We start from the raw sequence: 26,550 nt of genomic DNA on the forward strand, positions 1-26,550 counted from the left end.
CAGCCCGCCCCCTTGTGGATACCGCATGACTCCGGTGATACCGCAGCCACCGGCCAGCCGTCACCCCCTACGACACTACGAGTTCAGCCTCAGTAGCCAAACCGGCGATCGTGACGACGATGGGAGATGCTCGCGTTCGGCCGGGCAGCACCGAGGCCCTGCGATAGAGGCGACGCCGTCGGACTGTGGCGCGTTGCTGCGCGGCTATGCACGGGGAGGCGGCGTGGCCCGTGCCCGTGCCCGTGCCAGTGCCAGTGCCAGTGCGAGCATTCCGTGGCTCTCAAGGAGTGTGAAAGTCGTGTCTGTTCCGATCAAGAAGCTTTCCCCCAACGCGAAGGGGCAGGTCCGGTACCGGTTTGTGGTCGATGTAGGAGCTCATCCCTCGACTGGGAAGCGGAGGCAGGTGACCCGCACTTTCGGCACTCTGAGGGAAGCGAAGGCCGAGTACGCGCACATCACGCACCGCCGCTACGAGGCAGCGGCCGTGCCGTTCGATGTCAGGACACTGGACGAGTGGCTCGATGAATGGCTGGCCAGGAAGGCGGAGGACTTGGAGGAGAGCACTGTCTACAGCTACACCATGACTCTGGCGCGTCTTCGGGGAATGCTCGGGCACATCCGGCTACAGGACCTTGCCGAGGACGATGTCGAGGTGGATGAAGTGGGCGCTGCGCGAGGGCCGGGCGCGAGGTGGCAAGGCGGGTACGGGGCTGGGGGTCGCCTCGGTCGAGATGTCACTGGCGCGGTTGAAGGAGGCGCTCGACCGGGCGGTGGCTCGGCGCCTCGTTGAGGTGAACGTCGCCCGGGTGGTGAAGGTCCCTCGCAACTATCGGAAGGCGGAGCGGCGGGCGAAGACCGTGATTCCGCCCTGGAACCTTCAGGAGGTGCGCGCCTTCGTGGACGCGGTCATGGACGACCGTCTGTGTGCCGTCTTTCTCCTGTCCCTGATGGGTCTGCGGCCGGCGGAGATCTGCGGAATGCGCTGGAGCGACGTCGAACTGGGCGGGGCCACCCTGACCGTCAAACGGACTCGAACGCTGATGGGCAACAAGGTCGTGGTCGAAAAGGATACGAAGACGCTTGCCGGGCAGCGCAAGCTCCCCCTTCCCAATCTGGTGGGGGAGGCCCTCGCCGATTTGAAGGCCACGCAGATAGCGGAGAAGCTCGCGGCGGGGGAGAGGCACGAGGACACCGGATACGTGCTCGTGGACGGGGTCGGCAGGGCACTCAACGGGCGGCAGTTGCGTGAGAGGGCGTACAAGGTCATGGCGGAGAACGGGCTGCGCCGGGTCCGTTTGTACGACGCCCGCGCGAGCTGTTTCACGTACCTGGCGAACAAGGGGGTGCCGGACCATCTGCTTGCCCGCTGGGCAGGTCACACCGACGTCCGCACGACCAAGCGCTGGTACGTGAAGCCGGATGTGGAGGATCTACGGCCGACGGCGGCTACGTGGGGAGAACTGGCGAGTGCCCCGGACCCGCCCACGAAGCGAATGTGAGATGTGGGAGCGTGAGCGGGTGAGTGAGAAGAACGTTGAAACCCTGAAATACCGCTTTGACGGGCCAGAAGACGCCCCGGTCCTCGTCATGGGGACCTCCCTCGGTGCTACATGGCACATGTGGGATCGCCAGATTCCCGAGCTGTCCCAGCACTGGCGGATCTTCCGCTACGACCTGCCCGGCCACGGCGGCGCGCCCGCCCACGCCGCCGCCTCCGTCGCCGAGCTGGGCGACCGGCTGCTCGCCACGCTGGACGGTCTCGGCGTCCAGCGCTTCGGCTACGCGGGCTGCTCGATCGGCGGCGCGATCGGCGCGGACCTGGCCCTGCGCCACCCGCACCGGGTGGCCTCGCTGGCGCTCGTCGCCTCCTCGCCCCGGTTCGGCACGGCCGACGAGTTCCGGCAGCGCGGCGTGATCGTCCGTACCAACGGCCTGGAGCCGATGGCCCGCACCGCGCCGGAGCGCTGGTTCACCCCCGGCTTCGCCGCCGCGCAGCCCGCCATCGTCGAGTGGGCCGTGCAGATGGTCCGCACCACCGACCCCGGCTGCTACATCGCCGCCTGCGAGGCGCTCGCGGCGTTCGACATCCGTGGCGCGCTGGGCCGGATCGGCGTTCCCACGCTGGTCCTGGTCGGGGCGGAGGACCAGGTCACCGGGCCCGCCGAGGCCCGCACGCTGGTCGCCGGGATACCGGACGCCCGGCTGGCGCTCGTCCCCGGCGCCTCGCACCTCGCCCCGGTCGAGCAGCCCGCCGCCGTCAGCGACCTGCTGCTGACGCATTTCTCCACCGCCTGGCAGCAGGACGCCTCGGCGGCGATCCCCGTGCTGCCCCTCGTCCCCGGGCCCGCGGCGCCAGCCGCCCCGCCCGCCCCGGCGGCCGAGATCGCCCCGGTCGCCGCCGCGCCCGAGATCCCCGCGCCGACGCCGGACGACCGGCACGAGCAGGGCTCGAAGGTACGCCGTGAAGTGCTCGGAGACGCCCATGTCGACGCGGTGAACGCCTCGGCCGACGGGTTCACCGGGGAGTTCCAGGAGCTGGTCACCCGGTACGCCTGGGGCGAGGTCTGGAGCCGGGACGGCCTCGATCGCCGTACCCGCAGTTGCGTCACGCTCACCGCGCTCGTCGCCTCCGGTCACCTGGAGGGCCTGGCCGCGCACACCCGTGCCGCCCTGCGCAACGGACTGACGCCCGCCGAGATCAAGGAAGTTCTGCTCCAGACCGCCGTCTACTGCGGCATCCCGGCCGCCGGAGCCGCCTTCGCCGTCGCGCAGAAGGTGATCCAGGAGGAAACCACGCCGCCCGCGTAGCAGGATGGAGCCATGAACGCATCGCCGCGGGCTCTCACCCTCACCAAGAAGACCCACTCCTGCGTACGGATCGAGAAGGAGGGGCGGGTCCTGGTCATCGACCCCGGAGGCTTCTCCGAGGACGACGCGGCGCTCGGCGCGGACGTCATGCTGGTGACGCACGAGCACCCGGACCACTTCAACGAGGCGCGGCTGCGGGCGGGCCTGGAGGCGAATCCGGCGGCCGAGGTCTGGACGCTGCGCAGCGTGGCCGAGCGGCTCTCGGCGGCCTTCCCGGGGCGGGTGCACACCGTCGGCGACGGGGACGCGTTCTCCGCCGCCGGATTCGACGTCACCGTGCACGGCGAACTGCACGCGGTGATCCACCCGGACATCCCGAGGATCACCAATGTCGGCTTCCTCGTCGACGGTTCGGTCTTCCACCCCGGCGACGCGCTCACCGTTCCCGAGCGCCCCGTGGACACGCTGCTGCTGCCGGTGATGGCCCCCTGGAGCAAGATCTCCGAGGTGATCGACTACGTACGCGAGGTCAAGCCGCGGCGCGCCATCGACGTCCACGACGCCCTGCTGACCGATCTGGCGCGGCCGATCTACGACAGCCAGATCGGGGCCCTGGGCGGCGCGGACCACGGCCGGCTGGCCCCGGGCGGCGTCACCGAGCTGTGAGCCCTCCGGCGACTGTCAGTGGGAGCCGCTAGGTTGGCTGCCATGCGCATCGCCACCTATAACGTCAATTCGATCACCGCCCGGCTGCCGAGGCTCCTGGCCTGGCTGGAGAGCAGCGGCACCGATGTGCTGTGCATCCAGGAGACCAAGTGCACGGCGGAGCAGTTCCCCGCCGAAGCCCTGCGCGAGGCGGGTTACGAATCCGCGGTCAATGCCACCGGCCGGTGGAACGGGGTCGCGCTGCTCTCCCGCGTCGGCCTCACCGATGTCGTCACCGGGCTGCCCGGCGGCCCGGAGTACGACGGGGTGGAGGAGCCCCGCGCGATCTCCGCGACCTGCGGCCCGGTGCGGCTCTGGTCGGTCTACGTGCCCAACGGCCGCGAGGTCGAGCACCCGCACTACGCGTACAAGCTGCGCTGGCTGGAGGCGCTGCGGAAGGCCGCGGCGGCGGACGCGGCGGGGTCCCTGCCCTTCGCGGTCCTGGGCGACTTCAATGTGGCCCCGACCGACGAGGACGTCTGGGACCCGGCGCTCTTCGTGGGGGCCACGCATGTGACGCCCGCCGAGCGCGCCGCCCTCGCGGCCCTGGAGGCGGAGGGCCTGAGCGAGGTGCCGCCCCGCCCTCTCAAGTACGACCGCGCCTACACCTTCTGGGACTACCGCGAGCTGCGGTTCCCCAAGAACAAGGGCATGCGGATCGACCTGACCTTCGGCAACGCCCCGTTCACCGCCGCAGTCAAGGACAGCTACGTGGACCGCGAGGAGCGCAAGGGCAAGGGCGCGTCCGACCATGCCCCAGTGGTCGTCGACCTCGATCTCTGAGCAGGACTCGCGAGAGCTGAGCCGGACTCACGGGCTCCGGGCAGGGACTCGCGATCTCTGAGCCGGGTTCCGCGAGGGGGCGGGCCGCGGTGGTGCGACAACCCGAGGTTGACACTCATGGGGTGTCAACTTAGGGTTGACGCATGACGCAGCCGCTTCCTGTCACCCCTTCCGTGCGCCTCGACGACCTGATCGAGGCCATCAAGAAGTCCAACGCAGACGCCCTGGAGCAGCTCTCCGGCGCGGTCATCGCCGCCGACCACCTCGGAGACGTGGCCGACCATCTGATCGGCCACTTCGTGGACCAGGCGCGGCGTTCCGGCGCCTCCTGGACGGACATCGGCCGGAGCATGGGGGTCACCCGCCAGGCGGCCCAGAAGCGCTTCGTCGCCAAGAAGACCGACGGGGCGTCCGACCTGGACCCGAGCCAGGGCTTCGGCCGCTTCACCCAGCGCGCCCGCAATGTCGTCGCGGCCGCCCACAACGAGGCCCAGGCCACCCGGCACGCCGAGATCCTCCCGGCCCACCTGGTGCTCGGCCTCCTCGCCGAGCCCGACGGCATCGCCGCCCGGGTCATCACCGGCCAGGGCGTGACACCGGACGCCGTCCGCACGGCGGCGACCGCCGCACTGCCGGCCGCCGCCGACGAGCTGCCCGAGCTGATCCCGTACGACCCGGACTCCCGCAAGGTCCTGGAGCTGACGTTCCGCGAGGCCCTGCGGCTCGGCCACAACTACGTCGGCACCGAGCACGTCCTGCTGGCCCTGCTGGAGTTCGAGGACGGCTCCGGCGTGCTGAACGGTCTGGGCGTCGCCAAGGAGGCGACGTCGACGGTGGTCGAATCCGCGGTGGCGGAAGCGGCCGCCGCTCTGTGGCCGCAGAATTCCTGACGACCTGTTCGGGAGAGGGCGCCGGGCTCCCGGTTTACCGGCTGCTCGGCGCCCGGTCGCTTCTGTTCGGTGCTCAGTGAACCGAGAACCCGCCGTCCACGAAGAGAGCCTGCCCGGTGACGTAAGCGGAGCAGCGCCCCGCGAGAAACACCGCGGCCCCCGCGAAGTCCTCCGCGAGGCCGTTGCGGCCGACCAGGGTCCGCGCGGCGAGCGATGCCACCTTCTCCGGGTCCGATGCGAGCCGTTCGTTGAGCGGTGTCAGCACGAACCCGGGCACCAGGGTGTTCACGGTGACGCCGTGCGGAGACCACGCCTCGGCCTGGGAGCGTGCCAGGGACTCCAGACCGCCCTTGGACACCCCGTACGCACCGCTGTTCACGAAGGCCCGGTGCGCCTGCTGCGAGCTGACGTGGATGATCCGCCCGTAACCACGCTCGGCCATGCCGGGCCCGAAGCGCTGCCCCAGCAGGAACGGCGCCTTCAGGTTCACCGCCATCGTGGTGTCCCACACGTCCTCGCCGAGCCCGGTCATCGGCGGGCGCAGGTTGATCCCGGCGCAGTTGACCAGGATGTCCGGCTCCCCGAAGGCGGCAACGACTCCGTCGGCCGCCGCTCTTACACCCTCGGCGCTCCCCAGATCAGCACTCACCCAGGCGGCCCGGCACCCATCGGCCTCCATCTCACCGACGGTCGTCTTCAGCTCGGCCTCCCGCCGAGCCACCACGACGACACTCGCCCCGGCCCGGGCAAGCGCCCCGGTGATGGCGCGCCCGATCCCGGAACTGCCCCCGGTCACGACGGCGACCCGGCCGGCCAGCGAGAACAGGTCCGACACATACGTATGCGTACTCATGTTCGCATCTTAGGGGGGTGGCTCTCCGTCCGTTCAGTTGCTACGACCCGAGACGGCCGTTCGCGGTCGTAACGCGGGAGGCGTCGAGCGTGTCGGACAGCGCTCTGCCCCGCTGGTGCACACCAGCGGGGCAGAGCGCTGTCCGGCCGCAATCGACTCAGCGAGACGGTGCGGGGGGCCAGGGCTCGAGACCGGGATCGGAATGGAGGCAGACCAAGGGGCGATTGGCGCAGATGGCCAGTTCCAGAGCCTCCTCGAAGGTGGCGCCCAACTCCCAGATCCAACCCATTCCGGTTGCGATCACTTTCCCTTCGGCCTCGACGAAGGCGCTCGAATAGCTGCGCCATCCCTCGATGGGGAAGTACGTTCCACCCAGCACATCCTCGACTTCAGCGGCCATGCCACGCTGGTCCGTTCCAGCCTTGATCGGATCGAAATCGAAGGGCTCGTCGTTGGTGAAGTTGGGGCCGACCCGGTTGACCGGCTCGATCGACAGCTCGGCATCAGGAAGCTCGCCCGGCTCACCACCCGCGACGTCCGCACCTTCCTCGACGGGCTCCGCACCATCTGCCAGTGCTGCGCCCAGAGGCGGGACTCCGTCCGGCGGTCCTGCTGCGCCATCGGCCAGTGCTGCGAAAGCGGCTCTCGCCGCTGACTGTGACGTACGTCCACGCTGTGCTCAAGTCCGCTCTGGAACACGCAGTCCGCGAGGACGAGCTGCCGCGCAACGTCGCCCGGAACGTCAAGACGACCACGCCACGCCCCAGGCGCTTCCAGCCCCTCACCACCGCCGAAGCCCGGCGACTCCTTCATGCGGCCAACGGCGACCTACTTCACGCCCTGTACGAACTCGCCCTGCGCACCGGACTCCGTAAGGGCGAACTCCTCGGCCTCCACTGGGAAGACCTCGCCCTCGACGACGGCACCGCCGCCATTCACCGCTCCCTCCAGCGGACCCGAAGCCAGGGCCTGGCCGTCCTGAACACCAAGACCCTGGCCTCCGAGCGGCGCATCGCCCTCCCCACCGAATGCCTCAGCTCCCTCAAGATCCACCAGGAACAGCAGCAGGAAGAGCGCCAGGCGGCCGGAACGAACTGGACGGACAACGGCCTCGTCTTCACCACCCCGAAAGGCAGGCCTCTCGACCCCACCAACCTCACCCGCCGCTTCCGCCACCTCCTCCACAACGCAGAACTCCGGACCATCCGCTTCCACGACCTCCGACACTCCACCGCCACCCTCCTCCTGGAATAGGGCATCGACCTCGTCGTCATCAAGGAACTCCTCGGCCACGCCCACATCGGCGTCACCGCCGGCGTCTACGCACACGTCCGACTCCGACTCCAGCGCCAAGCCATCGACACCCTGGGCACCATGCTCGGCCTGGCCAACGACGAACCTGACGACCCATCCGACGCAGCAGCCGTCCGCTGACGTTGCCGTCAGCGTTGCCGTCAAACGCCTAGAGAGCCCTGCCGGACTGCGTCCGGCAGGGCTCTCTGTTTTGACATTTTCCGCAGCACTTCCCCTTCACTGCCTGGTACTTACTTACAGGCCCGAAGAAGTGAAGTGACTTACGGAATCCCGAGAACGTTGGATACCGCTTCGTGCACCTGAGTTGCAATGCGAGTTAGCTGCTTAAGCTCATCCTCGCTCTTGGCGGCTCGCTCCAGTTGCCACTCGATGAACATGGGGGCGAACCAGATGAGTTGTACAAGTCTCGCTTCCACAGTCTCGCCGATCGGGGGAATCCGAGAAAGTAGCGCTACGTACGCTTCGCCAGCATCGAGATCAAATTCCCCAGACCGAAGCTTTCCGAGAAATCCAGACTCGTCATCCCATGCTTCGTCTAGAAGTTCCAGCAGGTCATCCATGTTCACCCTCCAGGCCAGTGTCCGACGATCGCTTCCGCCGGGATATTCTGCCAAACCAAAACTTCTGAGTCCTTCCTGGCGTAGGCGCTATGCCTCCTACTTGACGGGAACGGTCCAGAAGAGATATCCACGTAGCTATACGGAATGCGCCTCAGGTCGATCGCAACCACCCCATGACCTTGGTTGTACTTATCGAATGCAATGCCAGGGTTCTTGGTTGTCGAGATCCATGGCGTCAGCTTCTTTCCGGCAACATGCGACAGAGGACTGACCCCTGCATTGCCGGGAGCCCTAGCCGTCAATCCCATTGCAGGGTCATCATTCTCAGCCAGCGCACGGTAGACGACATTTCCGTCGGGATCCGGTCCATCGGGCCTGCTACCGCAGTTGTGAACCAGGACCGGAGTAGTGCGCGCCAGCACATAGTACGTGTGCGTGTTGCCAACCGTCAGGTTGTGAACCGTCGCGCCTGCGCTGGTCCAGCGTTCGACCGCGGTGATCTGGACCTGGGTGCCGGCGCCGGTGTGGAGCCACTGGCCCGACCGGAGGTCGGTGGCGTCGATCCACTCGCCGAGCTCGGGGACCCAGAATGGGTGCCCGTCGGTCGCCGTGACCTCGGAGGTCTTCGTGCCGCGGTCGCCGTCGGTGTCGATGGTGACCTTGACCAGGCGCTTGAGGCCTTCTCCCTTGATCTCGGCGGTGACCGTCTCCACCTGGGTCTCGCCCGTCTCCGGGTCGGTGGCCTTGACCTTGTCGCCGGCCTTCACGTCCTCGATCGGCTTTGCCGAACCGTCGGCCATGAGCACCTTGGTGCCAGGGGTGAAGCTGTTGTCGATGGGGCAGGAACCGCTGCCGCCGGCCTTGCCCGACCCTCCGCTACCGCTCGTTCCACCCTTGGAACGGGCCGAGCCACCGGAGGAGCCACCGGGTTTGGAAAGGCCCTTCCCTCCGCCCCCTGATGCCTTCTTGACGCTCGCGGCCGAGGAGACCTTCGGGGCCGCCTTCGCCTGCGCCTGCTTCTGGACCGGGTTACCAGTCTTTTTGGTGAGGTTGACCGCTTTATTGCTGGTGGTATTCGCTTTTTCGGCTGCGGCTTTCTTCTTGGCCGCTTGCGCGGCCTTTTTGGCCTTCTCGATCGCGGCCTTCTTGGCGTCGAGTGCTCTCTTCTCCGCCGCTTTCGCGGCCGCGAGGACGATCTTGGCCGCTTTCTGTGCCGTCCGCCATGCCTGGATTGCGGAGATCGTTCGACTGACCGCCTTCAGCACCCCCGGGATCTTGGTGAACTTACCAAAGGGAACCGCCCCGATGATGAGGTTTCCGCAGGCCCACATGTCACCGCCGAAGCAGTTCATCGCGTCGGTGATGCCGATGAAGTCCTTCAGCGCGCCCCAGGCCGCCGACAGGATCACCGAGCTGAGCGAGCGGCCCATGGTCGCCTGCGCCTGGGAGACCTGTGCGGCGCTGAGGCCCGCGCCGGCGAGGGCCGCGGCCGTCTCCGATGCGGTCAGTGCCACCGAGAGGCCCGAGGGGTCGGAGAGGGTGACCGGGTTGTTGTGGGCGTAGGCGTAGCCGTTGGACTGCAACGGGTCGGCCAGGTCCAGGACCGGGTCTGCGGAGAGGAAGCGGCCGACGACCGGGTCGTACAGGCGGGCTCCGAGTGGCGTGTAGCCGGAGGAGTCGTCGCGCGTCGCGCCCAGGAACCCGGCGTGGTTCTGCATGGTGGGCGTGGCCGCGCCGCGCTGGTTGCCGAACGGGTCCTGCTTGCGGACCCGGACCGACATCGTGTCGTTGAGGGCGACCTCCGCGTACGGGCTGCCCTGGTGGTCCGTGGCGATGGCGACCAGCCGCTCGGCTCCGGTGCCGTAGCTGTAGCGCAGGACCGAGCCGCCGGGGGCCGCGTAGGAACGCTGGGTGTTGACCAGCACGCCGCCCTTCTGGACGGTGACCTCGGAGTCGCCCAGGTGCAGAGTCGCCTGCTTCCCCTGGACGGTCAGGAGGCGGGTGCCGTCGGCCCCGTAGATGTGACGGGTCTCGTTCTGCGCCTCCCACTGCTGCGCGGCGGAGCCGCCGGCGCAGGCCGTCAGCACGATCGGAGTGCTGCTGGCCGTCGCCCCGTCCTTGACGGCGACGCACAGGCCGGACGCCGGGTGGGTGAGCTGCCCGGCCGCGTTGCGCTTCAGCTGCTGGGCGGCCGAACCGTCACACTTCTGCACCTGCAGGGCCGAGCCGGCCGTGTTGGCCGCCGGCTCCAGGCACCAGGCCTCGTGGACGCTCATAGCGCCCAGGTCGGCATCGCCCTGGTTCGGGGTGGCGGAGAAGTTCCACTTCTGTGCGCTCGTCGCGTTGCAGGAGTACAGCTGCACCGGCTGCCCGGCTGCCGCGACGCCCGACTTCAGGTCGAGGCACTTGTTCGCAAGACCGACGTAGTCGGTCTTGCCGCCGCTGCCCTGGCCGGTGATCCGCTCGACCTGGCCGTCGTAGGTCCAGGTCAGCTCCTGCTTGTCGCCCGTCCCCACGGAGGTGACGGACTTGGTCTCGCCGGTCAGCTCGTACAGCCGCTCCGCCTCGGCGGTGACCTGCGCGCCCTGCGGAGTGACGTACTTCTTCGTCAGCTTGGTGAGGGTGCGCGGCTGGCTTCCGTCGGCCTTGCCGTAGGTGTAGTCGGTGACGGCGTCCTTGGCGGTGTCGCCGGCGGGGTCCTTCTCGGACAGCTTCTTACGGTTGCCGAGCAGGTCGTACTCGTACTCCTGCCAGTATCCGGAACCGTCCGTGCCCGCCGTCGCGTTCGGTGTGCCGTCGGGACCGGCCGTGCCCGCGGCGCAGGAGTTCTGGTCCTTCGCGGTCCAGGCCTTCGTCAGCTGACCGAGCGGGTCGTACGTGAAGCACTGCCGCTCCTCGATACCGAGGGAGCGCTCGCGGATGGAGGTGACGCCGCCCGCGTTGTTGTACCAGTAGGAGCGGTGCGAGACGAGATTGCCGCCGACGACCGAGGTGTCGCCCTTCTGCTCCCGGTAGACCTGCTGGTCGGTGAGCTCGCCACCGGACTCGTCGTAATTCGACTGCGTCCACACCCGGTTGGGCTGCGCGCCGAGCGTGGAGCGCAGCAGCTGGCCGTAGGAGGAGTAGACCGCCTCGGCGCCGTACCAGTCCTTGCTGGACACGGAGAGCGGCAGGCCGTCCTTGTCGTAGCGGACGACGAGCTTCTCGGCGGCCAGGTTGCCCGTGGCGGGCAGCGAGGCCTCCTTCAGCTGGCCGGTGTCCGTGTATGTGTAGTCGTACCGGTAGGAGGAGTCGACGCCCCAGGTGTCCGCGATGCTCTGCGGCAGCGAGAGGGTGGTGGACGTGGGCTGGTAGTCGGACGTGAAGCCGCCGACCTTCAGCTCGTACGGCAGACCGTCCGTGTACCGCTTGACGGAGGAGGGCAGCCCCTTGCCTCCGGCGGCCTGGTCGTACGCGTACTCGCTGAGGAGGGTGCCGGTCTCGCCACCGAGCCTCTGCTTCTTGGGGCGGGACAGCTCGTCGTACTCGGTCCAGGTCGTGATGCCACGGGAGTTGGTGACTGTCTTGGGACGGTCACGGTCGTCGTAGGTGGTGGACGTGCTGCCGGAGTCGGGGTCGGTGGCGGTGTCCAGACGGCCCCGCCGGTCGTAGGTCCAGCTCCAGGGACGGTCGCGGTCGGCGGAGTGGTCCGCCTTCGACAGCTGGCCCTGCGCGTTGTAGGTGTAGCGCATCGAGGTGTACTCGTCGCGCGCCGTGTTGGTGAACGTGTCGATGCGGGCGGTACGGCCCAGCGCGTCCGAGAAGACCCGGTAGGAGGCCGAGCCCGACGGGTTGATCACCGTGGAGTGGTCGGCGGCGTACGTGTACTGCGTGGCCCTGGACGGCGTCTCCACGCCGCGCAGCAGCGGCATTTCCTTGAGGACGCGGCCGAGGCCGTCGTAGGTGTAGCGGGTGGCGTTGGGCACGGCCGTGTCGGCGAGCGGCGTGAACAGCTCACCGCCGGGCTTGCCCTCGGCGAAGTAGGCGTTGTTGGTCTGCCACACCTCGCCGGAGCTGTTGTACAGCGTGTCCGTGATCAGACGGCCGCCACCGGTGGCCTGCTCCTGGCTCTGGCGCTCGCGGCCCAGGCCGTCGTAGAGGGTGACCGAGCTCTCGACGCGGTCCTCGTGGCCGCGCATCGAGGTCGTTATGTACGGGGGCTTGCCCGCCGGAGTGGTGTACGTGGCGTGGAAGTCGGGCACGGCCGAGGCGGACGGCGTACGGCCGGGGCCCCACGCCTCCTTGAGGCGGCCCAGCGGGTCGTAGACCGAATGGCTGACATGTCCGTTGGCGTCGGTGGACTTGACGGTGGACGCGCGGCCAGGCTCCAGCTCGTCGATCTGCCGGTGCCCCAGGGAGTTCTCGGTGGTGACCTTGAACGCCTGCCCCGAGGGCGGGTCGTACGTCATCTTCGAGGTCTTCTGGTCCGGGTCGGTCTGGGTGATGACGCGGCCGACCTCGTCGAAGCCGGTGGTGCCCTCGCTCTGGAAGCCGGTGCCGTCGGCCTTCAGCGACCAGGTCTGCCAGGCGAGTCCGCGGGCGGACTCCGGGAGGGCGGCGCCGTACGCCTGGCCGTCGTAGGCGGTGCGTCCGGCGGAGCTCAGGGTGCTCAGGTCGGCGAAATCGGCGTTCGCGCAGGTGGTGGTGGACGACTTGACCTGCTTGGTCAGGCCGATGATGTTGGCCTTGTCCTGGTGCAGGTATTCCATGACCGAGCAGGACTCGTCGCCGGTCTTGCCGGTGTCGCCGAGGAACTCGACCTGGGTGGGCAGACCGTACTTCGCGTCGTACGCGGTCTTCGTCTCGATGACGCGTTCGGTGCGCTTGTCGTCGCCGGTGCCGGAGGACTTGGTGTAGGAGACCTGCCGCGGCTCGGTGACGCGCCAGGCGCGCAGTGCGCTGAGGCCGTCACCGCGTTCCCGCTTGGCGAGTTCAGTAGCTTTGGGGTAGGTGACGGAGCGGGTGAGCCAGTTGTCGTCGGCGTCGCCGACGTTGCTGTAGGTGAGCTCCTCCGCGATCCGGCCGGCGAAGGGTTCCTCGTCCTTGGCTATCTCGGCGCCGCTCATGTCCTTCACGGACACGTTGGCGCCCATGCCGCGGAAGTACCGGGTGACAGCCTTCGACCGCTTGCTGCCGATGGCCGCGTCGTCCGCGCCGGTGATGGTGCTCACCTGCTCGAAGCCGGCGAACTGGGAATAGGTGCGGGTGGACTTCTTGGTGAACTCCTGCTCGGCCAGGCGCCATCCGGCGTTCTTGTACGCGTAGGAGGTCAGCGTGGAGAACGCGCCGTCGACGTTGGGGAGTTCCTCGACCTCGCCCACGACGTACTTGTGGAACCAGTCGATGTCCTCCTTCGCCGGGTCCGGGTGCCAGTAGGCCGGATAGCAGAGGCGGTTGTTGGCCTTCAGCTCGGCCGTTTCGCTCTTGCCCGGGAGTCCGCTGCCCGTGGCGCACGAGCCTTCGGGCTGCTTGTAGGAGATGACGGTCTCGCCGCCGTACTCGCTGATCACACGGGATACGCGCAGCCGGGAGAAACCGGGGCGGGGGTCGCTCGCGCCGCGCATGACCCGGTTGGGCATGTCCTCGGCGTTGGACTCGAAGCGCACCGGGTTGAGGGTGACCTTCTCGTCGGTGGTGCCCTTGCGTCCGTAGCCGGTGCGGGTGATCGACTCCAGCCAGAGGGCCGTGTTGGCGCCGGTCTTGAGAGTCGGGAAGTTCTGATTGAGCTGGTACTCGTCCACCACCTGGCGGGCGGTGGTGTCCGTGCGCCGCTGCGCCGACGTGGTGATCTTGTCGAGGCGCTTACGGGAGAAGAAGGAGGGCGCCGCGTTCCAGCACATCTTGCCGGAGGTGCAGCGGAGGTCGGCCGGGGTGTCGTACCAGATGCGGAACTTGCCCGGGTCCTTGGCGGTGAAGTTCTCCTCGGTACAGGTGAGGGAGCCCTCCTTGAAGCACCGCTCCGCGACCGTGAAGTTGACGCGGGCCGGGGCCGGGGCGGAGAAGAGCTTCTCCTTGCGCTGGCCGTAGTCGATCCGGGTGAGGTAGCCGCCGCGGTGGTAGGAGACCGGTGCCTTGAAATTGAAGTTCTTGGCGTAGTGGTTGGTCTCGCGCGCCCACCACAGGGACATGGCGTTGCCGTGGGCGTCCTCGACGTAGTCGAGGGACCAGCGCCAGGCCTCGGTGCAGGAGGAGCCCGCGAAGTTGCCCGCCTTGTAGCAGGGTTCGCCCGGATGGTTGCCGAACACCGGCGCGGTCAGTACCGAGTTGGTGACCGGGTCGTCGTCATCGGTGGTGGTGGTGCCCTTGTCCGACCAGCCGGGCAGACGGTGGCGCCCGAAGTGGTGAGCGGTGCCGTCGCGGGTGGTGACGACCCAGTACTCGCCGTCCGCGTCGCCGTTCTTCAGGTCGGTGTTCTTCTTCAGCTCGACCTTGGAGCCGTCACCGTTGGCGGTGATCCAGACCTCGTCGGTCTCGTCCCAGACGAGTTCGGTGGTCATGCCGCCGAGCGACAGCGTCGCGTTCTGGGAACCCCAGCACAGGTCGCCCGTCCGGTGGGTGGCGTTGTTCGAGCCCGACTTCTTGGAGTCCTGGGTGCAGCCGGCGTAGGTCCGGGTGATCGCGCCGGCGCCGTACTCCCAGCCGTCGCCGATCCACGACGCCTGGTTGTTGGTGGCGGAGGTGCGGCCGTCCACGGACTGCGAGGAGTAGTTGAGGCCGATCTTGGGCGTCAGGCCGCCCCCGGTCTCCGGGGTCTGCACCTGGTACGAGTAGGTGAACGCGCCGGACGAGGAGCCCGCGGACCAGGAGCCCGAGGACAGCAGCGGCGTGGCCGTGTAGTCACCGGCCGCCGAGGCACCGGTGTCCAGCGCGCCCACGACGCGTGAGCCCGAAGAGGCCGCGGCACGCAGGGCGGCGGGGCGTACGGAGGATCTGCCCGCGTCGGCGGAGGCCCCGTCGGCGCGGGAACCGGCGGACGCGCCGTCCGCTTCGGCGGCGGAGGCGTCCGGCTCGCCGAGCAGCTGGCCCACGGGCACGGTGCCCGTGACGATGCGGCGGGTCGAGACGTCCTTGGCGGCCGTGGTGCGGGTCGGCGCCGCCTTGGCGGGCAGCAGCTCCACCTCGCTGGGCAGCGCCTCGAAGGTGTCCTCGCCGGGGGCGGGGGAGGACATCGTCTCCGTACCCTCACCGCCCTCGTCGGGGGCGCAGTCGCCGCTGCCGGGCGAGGTGTACACGCACTCGGGCAGCAGCATGAGGCCGAAGCGGTCTGCGGCCTGCGGGCCGTAGAGGTCGGCGAAGGCCGTGTAGTCGACGCTGAGCGCGACCTCGGCGGTCGGGTCGGCGGTGGCGGGCGGGGTGACCTGCATGATCAGCCCGGCGACGCCCGCGTCCTGGGAGGCCTCGGGCGCGGCGAGGGCCACACCCCACTGTCCGGCGAGGGCGGCCGCGTCGCCGCCCTCGGGGACGCCGAGGGCCACCGGCAGGTCGGCGACGGGCACGGTGGCGCCGGGTTCGAGGCCGGTCAGGTCGGCGCTGCCGCTGTCCTCCTGCCACGGGGTGACGGCCTGGGGCTCGTAGGGAACCACCGGAACCTCGTCGGCGGTGGTCAGGTTGGTCTCGGCGCTCTCGTCCTGACCGATCGGGTCGCTCTCCGGGAGGTCCGGCAGTTCGAGCTGCGTCTCCTCCCGGTTCATGCCGGGGCCGGGCACGGCCCACGCCTCGGCGGACAGGCTCGTCACCATCAATGTCGAAGACATCAACAGAACGATCGACATGCGGGCACGACGCCGCCGAGCTCGGCCTGACGATGTCAGGGCCGGTCGGCCACGTCCCCGCCAGGACAGCGGACCTGTAGCACGCATACGCGTCGACTCCCACCCGGGCGTGAATAAACAGAAAAATGGAACGAGGTGCGCGAGCACCGGGAAACACACGCCCGGTGAAAGGCGCATGGGTCGGCACTCTCCGACAGAGGCGCCCCGTTAATCAAGATCACGGAAGGTGACGACGGGGGTTCGGGAGTGAGTTGCCTCACAGGGCAAGATCCAGTAGACCGCCCTGCAGATCATCAGATCGGGCATATACCCCTGACTTTGGTTCTGTTCGGCCATAACACCCCGTCATAACCTGCCAATAGCGGTGATATCCGTTATCACTCTCCTCACTTTCCCCATACCTGTAACGAATTAATGAACTTCTCATGGTGGACGCTCCTCCCAGTCCCTGTGCGATCGTTCGGCGTCCTCTGCCCCGCGGTCCGCCGAACGGGGCTGTCTGTGTTGTCCCCCTTTCCGCCTGGCCCCACGGGAGTAGCCCGCAGTGTCCGCGCCTCGCCTCCTCAGCCCCTTCGTGCGTACGCGCACCAGGCTGACGTGCACCCTCGGCCTCCTGCTGGCCGCACTCACCGCCGCGCTGCTGCCCTGGTGGCTGCCCGGAACCGACCACCCGGCAACCGGCGGAGGCGGCACCGCCGTCGCCAAGCCGGCCTCCACCGGACCCCGCGACGAGAGCGCCGCCATGGCCGAGGCGCTCCGCCGCGGCAAGAAGGTCCTCGTCGACACCGCCACCACCGCCACCGCCCTGACCTGGGCGCTGCCCAACGGTCAGTGGCGCTCCCGGTTCCACGCGCTGCCCCAGCGTGCGAAGGACGAGCAGGGGCGCTGGGCGGCCATCGACACCACCTTGAAGCGGACGGGCGAGGCCGACGACGGGCTGAGCATCCGTCCCGCCAACGCCCCCGTCCCGGTGCGGTTCTCCGGCGGCAGCGCCGACGGCGCGCGTCAGGGTGAGGGCAGGGCGGAGCGCTCGCACGCACGGCTTCCGCTGCTCGGTCCTGCCGACCGCGCCCCCGCCGGCGAGCATGTCCTGGCCGAGGTGGAGGTCGGCGGCCACACCATCGCGTACACCTGGCCCGGTCCGCTGCCCGAGCCGGTGCTCGACGGTCCCCGCGCGCTCTACTCCGAGGTGCTGCCCGGTGTGGACCTGCTCCTCGTCGCCCGCGAGGAGGGCGGTTTCGGCCAGCTGCTCATCGTGAAGAACCGGGAGGCCGCCGCACAGTCGGCGGTCGCCAACTTCCTGACGTACGGGCTACGTTCGCAGACAGCTGTGTTCCGCCACGATGAGAGGACCGACGGGGTCCTGGTCCTCGACGCCGACACCGGCGATGAGATCACCGCGATCCCCACTCCCTTCGGCTGGGACTCCTCCGGCAAGGACCCCGAGACCCCGGACGCCACCGCCCGCACCGCCGTGGCCACCACCACCGATGTGCTGAACCTTTCCGGCCTGGGAGGCATCGAGCCCGGCGCGCGACAGAGCCCGCTTGCGACCCGCCTGGACGGTGAGGGCACCGGTAGTGCCCGGCTGCGGCTGGACATCGCCGGCAGTGGACTGCTCGCCGGCGAGGATGTCCGCTTCCCCGTCTTCCTGGACCCGACCATCAAGACCGGCTGGAAGGCGTGGACGACCGCCTACAAACCGCACCCCAACACCAGCTTCTACAACGGCACCAACTTCAACTCCGGTACCTCCGACGCCCGGGTCGGCTACGAGAAGGACACCGGGGGCACCGCTCGGGCCTTCTGGCGAATGGGCTACTCCAGCTCGCTCAAGGGCGCCGTCATCACCAGCGCGGCGTTCAAGGTCCTGAACAACTACGCCTGGTCGTGCACGAAGCGTGAGTACGAGCTCTCGCTGACCGGCGCCATCTCCTCGGGCACCACCTGGAACAAGCAGCCGAGCTGGAGAACTTCCCAGGGCAAGCGGTCCTTCGCCTTCGGCTACAGCTCCTCCTGCTCCGACGCGTATGTGAACTACAGCGTGAAGAACGCGGCTCAGCAGGCCGCCGACAAGGGGTGGTCGACCCTCACCCTCGGCATGAAGGCCGTCACCGAATCGGCCAAGGACTCCTACACCTGGCGAAAGTTCTCGGCGAAGTCCGCGGAACTGGAAGTCGTGTACAACCGCAAGCCCAATCAGCCGACAAGCGGTACGACCTCGCCCGGTGGCGCCTGTGTGCCCGGTCCGGGGGCCGGTCGTACCGTCGCGAAGACCAACATCGTCCTGGCAGCGACCGCCACCGACCCCGACGGCAACCTGAAGGGTCTGCGCTTCCGCTTCTGGAAGACAGGCGCGGCGGTCCCCGCCGGAACCCTCGTGACCAGTCTGAGCAGCGGCAGGGGCTCGCTGACCATTCCCTCCAGCAGCCTGGCCGACAAGACGACCTACTCATGGGACGTACGCTCCGAGGACTCGGCGGGCACCGTCTCCACCTTCTTCCCTGTGGGCACGGAACCCTGTCGTGTGACGATCGACGCCTCCGCGCCGCCGGCCCCCGACGTCACCAGCGACGTGTTCCCGGAGGCGACGTCCGACGGAGCGACCTGGGCGACGGTCAAGTTCGGCGGGACGGGTGCCATCACTTTCAAGGCCAGTGGTGCGACCAAGTTCAGCTACTCCTTCCAGGGTCTCAACACCAAGGAGGTGACGGCCTCTTCAGGCACCGCTACTGTGTCCGACCTGAAGCCCCCGCACTCCGGCCCCACCTATCTCCTGGTGTACGCCTACGACGCGGTCGGCAACCGCAGTGAACGCACCGACCACCACTTCTACGTGCCGCCACGCGACGCGGCCGACGGTCCCGGCGACACCGGAGGTGACGGACGGCCCGACCTGCTGATCGTCGACGCGTCCGGCAATCTGCGCACCTTCCCGGGCGACGTGGACGGTGAGATCTACGGCTCCCTCGCCGCCTCGTACACGACGGACGGCAAGCTCAACCCTTCTGGCCACTGGTACGACCCCGCCACCGGGAAAGCGGCCCTGATCGCCAAGCACTCGGACGCCTACCCCGGTGACGGTGTCACCGACCTGTTCGCCCGGACCCCCGACGGCGGCTTCTGGCTCTACCCGGGCGACGGCTACGGCAGCTTCAACGTCGACAAGCGGCTCCGGGTGCGGCTGCCGTCCAACACGCCGGACCCGGCGGCCTGGGATCAGATCAAGGCGGTCGGGGACGTGACCGGCGACAAGCTGCCTGAGCTGTTCGTGAGGACCGGGACGACGTTCTGGGCGCTCACCGGCTACACCGGTGCCGGCTTCCAGCAGGCGACCCGGATGAACGCCGACGCCTGGGCCATCCGCGAGATCGTCAACGTGGCGGACATCGACCTGGACGGCACGCCCGACCTGCTGTGGCGCAACCGCGACAACGGCAACATGTACGTCCGCCACGGGAAGCCGGGCACGGTCGCGGGCAGCGTGAACCTGGTGTCGCTCACCACGGCGGCCAACTCCCGGGACGGGGATGTCCCGTACGGGAACAACTGGACCGAGACGAACATCTCTGCGCTCGTCGGCGTCCCGGACCTGAACGGTGACCGGATCCCCGACATGTGGGCCCGCTTCGGGTCGGACGGGAAGACACGCGTTTATCACCCGTCGAAGACGAACACCAACGGTCCGGTGAAGATCGTCCTGTCCGTCGACTGGCGGACCGTCAAGGCATTCGCCTGAGCCTGAGAAAGGCGAGAGACCGGTGAGGGCGTCGTCCGCAAGGGCGGCGCCCTCACCGGCTTCCGGCATCCGCGGGAGCCCGCGCGCCCTGTGGTGCGGAAGTCGGCCGGGATGGGACCCTAGTGGTATGAACATCCCTTTCTTGGACAACTGGCGTAAGCGTCAGGGTGGTACGCAGGGAGGCGGGCTCGCCGCCGCCGTCGGGGCAGACCCCGACGGTGTGGCCGAGCTGCTCGCCGAATGTGAACTGCTGCGTGTCCGGGCGGGGCAGCACGGACTCGAACTCGACGACACCCCCGCCTCGTTGGCCGCGCTCGACCAGCTGCCGCCCCGCTGGCGCGACGACCCCGAGGAACTTCCCTGGCTCGGCAACGACGCCGGTCTCTATCTCGGCACGGTGATCGTGCGGACCGTCCCCGGTGCGGCCTGGGACATCTGGCCGAGCGGTCAGCCCGTGGTGCGGCTGGAGTCCGGGCGGGAGATCGACGTCGTCGCCGCCGGTCTCGACTGGGCGATGGCGGGCAGCCCGGAGCTTTCCCAGGTGTACGCGGAGTCCGCGGAGGGCTGAGCCCGGAGTCGGCCGGTCCTCCACCTCCCCGCCTTATCTAGATAAAAAGCCTTTTGCTCCATTCACGCGTGTCGGGTGCGAAGTCCCTTTTCGGGATGGATAGTTTGCGCTGACCTCGACACAGCGACAAGTGGGTAGGGCAGCGCATGGCCGTCGATCCGTTGATCGAACTGAGGGACGTCAACAAACATTTCGGAGAGTTGCACGTACTTCAGGACATCAATCTCACGGTCGGCCGGGGGGAGGTGGTGGTGGTCATCGGCCCCTCCGGCTCGGGGAAATCCACCCTGTGCCGGGCGATCAACCGGCTGGAGACGATCGAGTCCGGCAGCATCACGATCGACGGCAGACCTCTTCCCGCGGAGGGCAAGGGCCTGGCCCAGCTCCGTGCCGAAGTCGGCATGGTCTTCCAGTCGTTCAACCTCTTCGCCCACAAGACCGTGCTCGACAACGTCTCGCTGGCGCAGCTCAAGGTCCGCAGGCGCAAGAAGGACGAGGCCGACCGGCGCTCCCGCGAGCTGCTGGAACGGGTCGGCCTGGCCGCCCATGCCGACAAGTTCCCCGCCCAGCTCTCCGGCGGCCAGCAGCAGCGCGTGGCCATCGCCCGCGCCCTCGCCATGGACCCCAAGGCGCTCCTCTTCGACGAGCCCACCTCGGCGCTCGACCCGGAGATGATCAACGAGGTCCTGGAGGTCATGCAGCAGCTCGCCCGGGACGGCATGACCATGGTCGTGGTCACCCACGAGATGGGCTTCGCCCGCTCGGCGGCCAACCGCGTCGTGTTCATGTCCGACGGCTGCGTCGTCGAGGACCGCACCCCGGAGGACTTCTTCACGTCCCCGTCGAGCGACCGTGCGAAGGACTTCCTGTCCAAGATCCTCAAGCACTGAGGGGGTTTCCATGTTGCGCACGAGGAACACGTGTACGGGCAGGGCCGCCGCCCTCGCTGCCGGTCTGCTGCTCGCCGCACTCGCCGCGGGCTGCGGCAAGGACGGCAGCCCGCCGGTCAAAGGGCCCAAGCCCGAGGCCCTGCCGGTGTACCAGGTCGACACCGGCTTCGAACTGCCCGGCTCCCGCACCTGGACCAAGGCGAAGAGGCGCGGCCATCTGGTGGTCGGCGCCAAGGAGGACCAGCCGTACCTGGGGGAGAAGGACCCGGCGAGCGGGATCTACTTCGGCTTCGACATCGAGATCGCCCGGATGGTGGCGGCCTCGCTCGGCTTCGAACCGCAGACGATCCGCTTCCGCACGATCGCCTCCGCCAACCGCGAAACGGCCCTGCAGAACGGCCAGATCGACTACTACGTCGGCACCTACACCATCAACGACATGCGCAAGAAGCTCGTCGGCTTCGCCGGCCCGTACTACCTGGCGGGCCAGGGGCTGCTGGTGCGTGCCGACGAGGACGACATCAACGGGCCGCAGGACCTGGCGGGCAAGACCGTCTGTTCGGCGGCCGGCTCCACGCCCTACCAGCGCATCGCCGCCGACTATCCCGAGGCGACGCTCGTCGCGTACGACACGTACTCGATCTGCGTCGACAACCTCCTCACCCTCCAGGTCGACGCCGTCACCACCGACGACGCGATCCTGCTCGGCTTCGCGGCCAAGGCGCCCGACGAGCTGAAGGTCGTCGGCAAGTCCTTCTCCGAGGAGCCGTACGGCATCGGCGTACCGCGCGACGACAACGCGCTGCGCGACGCGCTCGACGACGCGCTGGAGGCCAACGAGCGGGACGGCAACTGGAACAAGGCGTACGAAGCGACGCTGGGTCTCTCCGGAGCACCCGCGCCGACCCCGCCTCCCATCGACCGCTACCCGGCGAACTGAGGGGACGGCCCCACCCATGGATGTACTGACAGAGAACTTCTCCCTCTACGGCAAGGGCTTCCTCGGCACCGTCGAGCTGACCGTCTACGCCTCCGCGCTGGCGCTCGTCCTCGGCTTCCTGATGGCGTCCTTCCGGGTCGCGCCCGTCGGCTCCTTCCGGGTGCTGGGCACGGTCTGGGTCACCGTGCTCCGCAACACCCCGCTGACGCTGCTGTTCTTCGCGGTCCTGCTCGGCCTGCCGCGGTTCGGGCTCGTCCTGCCGTTCCAGGTCTTCGCGGTGCTGGCGCTCGGCTGCTACACTTCCGCCTTCATCTGCGAGGTGCTGCGCTCCGGCATCAACACCGTGCCCAAGGGCCAGGGCGAGGCCGCCCGCAGCCTCGGCATGAACTTCGGCCAGACCCTGAGCACCGTGGTGCTGCCCCAGGCGTTCCGGTCGGTGATCTCGCCGGTCGGCTCGACCCTCATCGCGCTGGCGAAGAACTCCGCGATCGCCGGGGCGTTCAGCGTCACCGAACTCCTCGGCACCTACAAGACGCTCAACGAGCTGGGCTACAGCATCATCTGGTCCTTCATCTGGATCGCCGTCGGCTACCTGATCATCACCCTGACCATCAGCGCGGTGTTCAACGTGATGGAGAAGCGCTGGGGAGTGGCACGATGACCAAGACCCTCACCCGCAGGCCGTCGCTGCCCGCGGCCACCGCGCTCTACGACATCCCCGGACCGGTGACCCGCAAACGGCACCTGATGTACGGGATCGCCTCGACGGCGGTGATCGTGGCGCTGTTCGGCTGGATCGTCTACCTGCTCCTCGACACCGACCAGTTCACCTCCGAGAAGTGGACGCCCTTCGCGTACAAGGGCATCCAGGAACTGCTGCTGCGCGGGCTGGGCAACACCCTCAAGGCGTTCGCGTACGCCGCGGTCCTCTCGCTCGCCCTGGGCGCGCTCCTCGCGGTCGGCCGGCTCTCCGAACACCGGGTGCTGCGCTGGATCTCCACCCTGCTGGTCGAGTTCTTCCGGGCCATGCCGGTACTGGTGATGATCTTCTTCATCTTCGTGGCATTGAAGGTCCAGCCGCTGCCCGCCCTGGTCGCCGGGCTGACGCTCTACAACGGCTCCGTACTCGCCGAGGTCTTCCGCACCGGGATCAACTCCGTGGACCGGGGCCAGCGCGAGGCCGCGTACGCGCTCGGCATGCGCAAGACGCAGGTCACCACGTTCGTCCTGGCCCCCCAGGCCGTACGCGCGATGCTGCCGACCATCATCAGTCAGCTGGTGGTCGCGCTCAAGGACACCTCACTGGGCTATCTGATCACCTACGAGGAATTCCTCCACGCCGGAAAGCTGATCGCGTCGAATCTCGACTACGATCTTCCCTTCATCCCCGTCGTGATGGTGATCTCTCCGATCTACATCGGGATGTGCATGCTGCTCTCGTGGTTCGCCACCTGGGTGGCCCGTCGTCAGCGGCGCGATCCGAAGACGAAGGCGGTGGGGGTGGCCCCGGCCGAACGGGGGACGCTGCTGCCGGGAAGGCAGTAGTCGGGCCCTGCCCGCCCGGCAGCAGTCGGTGATCACTTCTCGCGCAGCGGGACCGAGAGATGACTCGGGTCCGTGCCGGGCGAGGAGAAGGTCAGCTGCGCGCCGGTCGGGTTGTGCTCGATGTACAGCGGATCGACGGTGTCGATCACCAGGGCGAGCCGGTGACCGGCCGGGACGTCGTAGGCCGTGGAGTACAGCTCCAGGTCGACGGGGAACGGCCGGCCCGGCGTCTGCCCGTGGAAGGTGTACGGAGCGTTGCTGACCAGTTTGCCGATACCGAGCGGCCCCACGTCGTAGAGATACGCGACGAGGGTGCCGCTCGGCTTCGTGCTGGTGACCGTGGTGTGCAGCGCGGAGGTGCCCCGGATCCGCTGCTCGGTGGCGTACCGCTCCGACTGCCACACGCTCGCGAAGGTGCGCGGCAGCAGGGGTACGGAGACCATCGGCGGCAGCTGGAGGAACTGGTCCAGCGCGTTGGACAGGATCGAGATGCCGCCGTTCGCACCGGAGTCGATATTCGCCCACACCTTCTTGGTGCCGTCCAGCGGGATCCGGTTCTTCACCGCGCCCACGGACTTCCAGTCCGGGTAGCCCTCGTACCCCTTGTGGTTGCGGGACTTGAGCTGAACGGGCTGCTCGGTGTCGATGCCGTTGCGCTCGCCCTTGAGGTAGCGGTCGAACCAGCGGCGGGTGCTCGTCCAGGTGTCGTTGGGCAGCCCGAGCAGACCGGTGGCCTCGGCGGTGGCGTGGTCGCCGGGGCGGAACTCCAGCCGCTTGGGGCCGGTGAGCTTGTCGTAGAACGAGGCGTACTGATTGGGCGGGAAGAGCGTGTCGCCCCAGGCGTTGCCCATCATGATCGCCGCGCCGTTGGCGTTGATCCGGTCCAGATACGTCGAGGGGGAGCGCTTCTTCCCCCAGGCGATCAGCTCCGGCTCCTTGTCCAGGTCGGAGCTGAGGAAGTCCTTGAGCGTCCGCGTCAGTTCGTCGCTGGGGCGTCCGGTGACCAGGCCCAGACCGCCGAGCAGGGCGGCGGCCTGTACGTGCTGGGTGCGGCCGCTGTAGATCGAGTCGATCAGGTCGGCCCAGCCGCTGAGCGCGGCGACCACCTTGATGCGCGGGTCGTGCCCGGCCGCCAGCAGACTGATGCCCGCGCCGTAGGAGACACCGCCCATGCCGATGCGGTCCGGGTCGGCGGAGGTGTGCTCCAGCGCCCAGTCGATGACGGCGGAGGCGTCCGCGATGTCCGGCGGGCCGGCCACCTCGATCTTCCCGCCCGAGAGCCAGAAGCCGCGCGAGGTGTAACTCACCACGACATAACCGGAGTCGGCGAGCTTCTGGGCCTGTGCCAGATACTCGATCTGCGGCATGGCCCAGCTCGTCGGGAAGACGATCAGCGGATGCTTCGCCCCGGCCGAGGCCCCGGCGGGGGCTCCCGCCGGGGTGAAGACATTGCCCTTGAGCGTGATGCCGCCGGAACCGGGGATGTCGTGGAACGTCAGGCCCTCGGCCGTCGTGCTCGCGGGCGCGACGGCGGGGGCGGCGGTCGCCGCCGGGGCGGCGCCGAGCGCGCCCCCGGCGAACAGGACGACGGCGGTGGTGATCGAAGCGGTGGTGCGCAGTGCCGGTTTCGGACGTGCCACGGGGTCACTCCTCACGCGTGTCAGTGCAAAGTGACCCGACGGTAACCCCGGTTGTTTACTGCTGGTAACCACCCGGTGTGTTGCGTGAGGGTAACGATTGTTGGACGTGGCGTCAGTAGCGTGTTCCGGGCCCGAGCGGGCGCCGCCGGGTCACTTCAGGGCGCTCTTGGCCGACCAGTCGGCCCACGAGAGGTTCCACGCGCCGTACCCGTTGCCCTCGGCGACCGTGCCCTTGGCCTCCGTGCCGGTCATCTCGAACGGGTCGCCCACCCGCACCTGCCCGTACAGGGCGGCGGCGTTGGCGTCGCTCATCCCGACGCAGCCCGAACTCCGGTTGGCCTGGCCGAAATAGCCCGCGTTCCACGGGGCCGCGTGCACGTACATCCCCGACCAGGTCAGCCGCATCGAGTAGTCGACCATCTTGTCGTAGGCGTCGCCGAGGCCCACCGTCTCGGAGCGCATGTTGATGGTGCCCTCCTTCGACATCAGGACCGCCGTGCCCCGCCAGGAGGCCTTCTCGCCCCCCGGGGTGCCCGCCGACATCGGGATGTCCAGAACCTGCTTCCCGTCCCGGTGCAGGGAGATCCGGTGCCGGTCGAGGTCGACCTCGACCACCTGGGCCGCGCCGATCGTGAACGTCGTCGAGTAGTCGCGGACGAACCAGCCGCCGGCCGTACCCGTGTCGACGCCGTTCAGCTGCGCGTCCAGGGTCACCTTCGTGCCGGGCTTCCAGTACTCCTTGGGCCGCCAGTCGACGCGGTCCTTGCCCGAGTAGTCCTGGAGCCAGCCCCAGGAGCCCTCGGTGTCGTTGGACGTCGAGACCTTCAGGGCCTTCTCGACGGCCGCCTTGTCCTTCACGGGGTGGTCGAAGACGACGGACAGCGGCTGCGCGATGCCCACGGTCGTGTTCTTTCCCGGCGCCAGGAGAAGCTTGTTGACCTTCTCGGCCTCGGCGGTGGCGAACGCCGCCCGGTCGCTGCCGCCGTCCGCGTCCTGCACCTCCACCGTGTACGCGGTGCCCGGCGCGGCGACCCGCTCGGATATCCAGGTCCGGCCGTCGGCGGATATCTTCCCGGCCAGCGCACCGCCCTCGCCGGCCGTCACCGACACGGCCTTCAGCTTCCCCTGCGCCAGCGTCACCTTCACCGGCTCGCCGGGCGTCGCCGCCTTGCCCGTGAGATTCACCGAGATGCTGGTCTCAGGCTTCTCGTCGTTCCCGCCCGATGCGACGGCGGAGCTCGAAGCGCCGCCCGAGCACGCGGTGAGCGCGGCGGCGAGCAGCGCGGCGGATCCGGTCAGGGCGAGCTGGGACCGGCGGCCGGCCGGGGCGGAGCGACGGATGCGCGGGCGTGCGGAACTCAACGGAAAAACCTCCAGGGCAGATGCACTCGGTAAGGGAGAGGCGTTTTCCCTCATGTCCGGTTCCGTCCGTTCCCGGAAAACCCGGACCGGGGCGCCCCCTCGGTCCCCAAGTACGCTCCACCGTCGGCCAGCACCTCGGACC

17 protein-coding genes and 2 pseudogenes are annotated in these 26,550 nt (G+C 68.6%); 13 read left to right on the forward strand and 6 right to left on the reverse strand.

Annotation, left to right across the window (positions count from 1 at the left end; translation table 11 throughout):
- Positions 1-25: 25 nt before the first annotated feature.
- From ACGF2Y_RS31995 to ACGF2Y_RS32020, 6 genes and pseudogenes are all read left to right on the forward strand, one after another.
- Positions 26-406: pseudogene (locus tag ACGF2Y_RS31995) on the forward strand (hypothetical protein); the annotation flags it as partial.
- Between the two features lie 238 nt (positions 407-644).
- Positions 645-1,499 carry a site-specific integrase gene (locus tag ACGF2Y_RS32000; protein ID WP_392954724.1) on the forward strand — a complete coding sequence of 285 codons (855 nt, stop codon included), beginning with the start codon at positions 645-647 and terminating at the stop codon, positions 1,497-1,499.
- Between the two features lies 1 nt (position 1,500).
- Positions 1,501-2,808 carry an alpha/beta fold hydrolase gene (locus ACGF2Y_RS32005; protein WP_392954726.1) on the forward strand — a complete coding sequence of 436 codons (1,308 nt, stop codon included), beginning with the start codon at positions 1,501-1,503 and terminating at the stop codon, positions 2,806-2,808.
- A gap of 12 nt (positions 2,809-2,820) precedes the next feature.
- Positions 2,821-3,474: an MBL fold metallo-hydrolase gene (locus ACGF2Y_RS32010; RefSeq protein ID WP_392954728.1), complete on the forward strand. Its 654-nt coding sequence runs from the start codon at positions 2,821-2,823 to the stop codon at positions 3,472-3,474.
- Positions 3,475-3,516: 42 nt separating this feature from the next.
- Entirely contained in the window at positions 3,517-4,296 is a 780-nt protein-coding gene (locus ACGF2Y_RS32015; RefSeq protein WP_392954730.1) for an exodeoxyribonuclease III, read from the forward strand.
- A gap of 143 nt (positions 4,297-4,439) precedes the next feature.
- Positions 4,440-5,186, forward strand: a complete 747-nt coding sequence (locus ACGF2Y_RS32020) for a Clp protease N-terminal domain-containing protein (protein ID WP_392954731.1) — start codon at positions 4,440-4,442, stop codon at positions 5,184-5,186.
- Positions 5,187-5,259: 73 nt separating this feature from the next.
- Here the strand turns inward: ACGF2Y_RS32020 and ACGF2Y_RS32025 are convergent, their stop codons facing one another.
- Together ACGF2Y_RS32025 and ACGF2Y_RS32030 are read right to left on the reverse strand one after the other, a co-directional pair.
- The gene (locus tag ACGF2Y_RS32025) at positions 5,260-6,039 is read right to left on the reverse strand and encodes an SDR family NAD(P)-dependent oxidoreductase (RefSeq protein ID WP_392954733.1); all 780 of its coding nucleotides are present in this window, start codon (positions 6,037-6,039) and stop codon (positions 5,260-5,262) included.
- Positions 6,040-6,196: 157 nt separating this feature from the next.
- On the reverse strand, positions 6,197-6,439 hold the full coding sequence (locus ACGF2Y_RS32030) for a hypothetical protein (RefSeq protein WP_392954790.1): 243 nt from the start codon (positions 6,437-6,439) through the stop codon (positions 6,197-6,199).
- Positions 6,440-6,535: 96 nt separating this feature from the next.
- Here ACGF2Y_RS32030 and ACGF2Y_RS32035 point away from each other — a divergent pair.
- A pseudogene (locus ACGF2Y_RS32035) lies at positions 6,536-7,473 on the forward strand (tyrosine-type recombinase/integrase); the annotation flags it as partial.
- A gap of 140 nt (positions 7,474-7,613) precedes the next feature.
- Here the strand turns inward: ACGF2Y_RS32035 and ACGF2Y_RS32040 are convergent.
- Positions 7,614-7,913 carry a hypothetical protein gene (locus ACGF2Y_RS32040; RefSeq protein WP_093761213.1) on the reverse strand — a complete coding sequence of 100 codons (300 nt, stop codon included), beginning with the start codon at positions 7,911-7,913 and terminating at the stop codon, positions 7,614-7,616.
- Positions 7,914-7,915: 2 nt separating this feature from the next.
- A complete protein-coding gene (locus tag ACGF2Y_RS32045) occupies positions 7,916-15,724 on the reverse strand; it encodes a ricin-type beta-trefoil lectin domain protein (protein ID WP_392954735.1) in 7,809 nt (2,602 codons plus the stop codon).
- Between the two features lie 544 nt (positions 15,725-16,268).
- Between ACGF2Y_RS32045 and ACGF2Y_RS32050 the strand changes: the two genes are divergently transcribed.
- The 6 genes from ACGF2Y_RS32050 to ACGF2Y_RS32075 all read left to right on the forward strand — a co-directional run bounded on the left by ACGF2Y_RS32050 (position 16,269) and on the right by ACGF2Y_RS32075 (position 23,406).
- A complete protein-coding gene (locus ACGF2Y_RS32050) occupies positions 16,269-19,463 on the forward strand; it encodes a DNRLRE domain-containing protein (protein ID WP_392954737.1) in 3,195 nt (1,064 codons plus the stop codon).
- A 127-nt stretch (positions 19,464-19,590) separates the two neighbouring features.
- Positions 19,591-20,031, forward strand: coding sequence for a DUF6278 family protein (locus tag ACGF2Y_RS32055; RefSeq protein WP_392954739.1), 441 nt, complete (start codon positions 19,591-19,593; stop codon positions 20,029-20,031).
- Between the two features lie 146 nt (positions 20,032-20,177).
- Positions 20,178-20,921: an amino acid ABC transporter ATP-binding protein gene (locus ACGF2Y_RS32060; protein WP_392954741.1), complete on the forward strand. Its 744-nt coding sequence runs from the start codon at positions 20,178-20,180 to the stop codon at positions 20,919-20,921.
- A 10-nt stretch (positions 20,922-20,931) separates the two neighbouring features.
- Positions 20,932-21,861 carry a glutamate ABC transporter substrate-binding protein gene (locus ACGF2Y_RS32065; protein WP_392954743.1) on the forward strand — a complete coding sequence of 310 codons (930 nt, stop codon included), beginning with the start codon at positions 20,932-20,934 and terminating at the stop codon, positions 21,859-21,861.
- Between the two features lie 16 nt (positions 21,862-21,877).
- The gene (locus ACGF2Y_RS32070) at positions 21,878-22,522 is read left to right on the forward strand and encodes an amino acid ABC transporter permease (protein ID WP_392954745.1); all 645 of its coding nucleotides are present in this window, start codon (positions 21,878-21,880) and stop codon (positions 22,520-22,522) included.
- Positions 22,519-23,406 (forward strand): amino acid ABC transporter permease, encoded by an 888-nt coding sequence (locus ACGF2Y_RS32075; protein WP_392954747.1) that lies wholly within the window; start codon positions 22,519-22,521, stop codon positions 23,404-23,406. The genes ACGF2Y_RS32070 and ACGF2Y_RS32075 overlap by 4 nt, the downstream gene beginning before the upstream one ends.
- A 32-nt stretch (positions 23,407-23,438) precedes the next feature.
- Here ACGF2Y_RS32075 and ACGF2Y_RS32080 read toward each other — a convergent pair whose 3' ends face one another.
- Entirely contained in the window at positions 23,439-25,046 is a 1,608-nt protein-coding gene (locus ACGF2Y_RS32080; protein WP_392954749.1) for a CocE/NonD family hydrolase, read from the reverse strand.
- A 150-nt stretch (positions 25,047-25,196) separates the two neighbouring features.
- A complete protein-coding gene (locus ACGF2Y_RS32085) occupies positions 25,197-26,408 on the reverse strand; it encodes an Ig-like domain-containing protein (protein ID WP_392954751.1) in 1,212 nt (403 codons plus the stop codon).
- Positions 26,409-26,550 lie beyond the last annotated feature (142 nt).

The organism is Streptomyces sp. NPDC048142, from assembly GCF_043202835.1.
Lineage (GTDB): Bacteria > Actinomycetota > Actinomycetes > Streptomycetales > Streptomycetaceae > Streptomyces.

What these genes read in the sequence shown, in the direction of transcription:
- ACGF2Y_RS32055 (WP_392954739.1), top strand. Translation starts at nt 19,591, where the DNA reads ATGAACATCCCTTTCTTGGACAACTGGCGTAAGCGTCAGGGTGGTACG.
- ACGF2Y_RS32015 (WP_392954730.1), top strand. Translation starts at nt 3,517, where the DNA reads ATGCGCATCGCCACCTATAACGTCAATTCGATCACCGCCCGGCTGCCG.
- ACGF2Y_RS32020 (WP_392954731.1), top strand. Translation starts at nt 4,440, where the DNA reads ATGACGCAGCCGCTTCCTGTCACCCCTTCCGTGCGCCTCGACGACCTG.
- ACGF2Y_RS32010 (WP_392954728.1), top strand. Translation starts at nt 2,821, where the DNA reads ATGAACGCATCGCCGCGGGCTCTCACCCTCACCAAGAAGACCCACTCC.
- ACGF2Y_RS32065 (WP_392954743.1), top strand. Translation starts at nt 20,932, where the DNA reads ATGTTGCGCACGAGGAACACGTGTACGGGCAGGGCCGCCGCCCTCGCT.
- ACGF2Y_RS32025 (WP_392954733.1), bottom strand. Translation starts at nt 6,039, where the DNA reads ATGAGTACGCATACGTATGTGTCGGACCTGTTCTCGCTGGCCGGCCGG.
- ACGF2Y_RS32070 (WP_392954745.1), top strand. Translation starts at nt 21,878, where the DNA reads ATGGATGTACTGACAGAGAACTTCTCCCTCTACGGCAAGGGCTTCCTC.
- ACGF2Y_RS32040 (WP_093761213.1), bottom strand. Translation starts at nt 7,913, where the DNA reads ATGGATGACCTGCTGGAACTTCTAGACGAAGCATGGGATGACGAGTCT.
- ACGF2Y_RS32005 (WP_392954726.1), top strand. Translation starts at nt 1,501, where the DNA reads ATGTGGGAGCGTGAGCGGGTGAGTGAGAAGAACGTTGAAACCCTGAAA.
- ACGF2Y_RS32060 (WP_392954741.1), top strand. Translation starts at nt 20,178, where the DNA reads ATGGCCGTCGATCCGTTGATCGAACTGAGGGACGTCAACAAACATTTC.
- ACGF2Y_RS32030 (WP_392954790.1), bottom strand. Translation starts at nt 6,439, where the DNA reads ATGGCCGCTGAAGTCGAGGATGTGCTGGGTGGAACGTACTTCCCCATC.
- ACGF2Y_RS32045 (WP_392954735.1), bottom strand. Translation starts at nt 15,724, where the DNA reads ATGTCGATCGTTCTGTTGATGTCTTCGACATTGATGGTGACGAGCCTG.
- ACGF2Y_RS32075 (WP_392954747.1), top strand. Translation starts at nt 22,519, where the DNA reads ATGACCAAGACCCTCACCCGCAGGCCGTCGCTGCCCGCGGCCACCGCG.
- ACGF2Y_RS32000 (WP_392954724.1), top strand. Translation starts at nt 645, where the DNA reads ATGTCGAGGTGGATGAAGTGGGCGCTGCGCGAGGGCCGGGCGCGAGGT.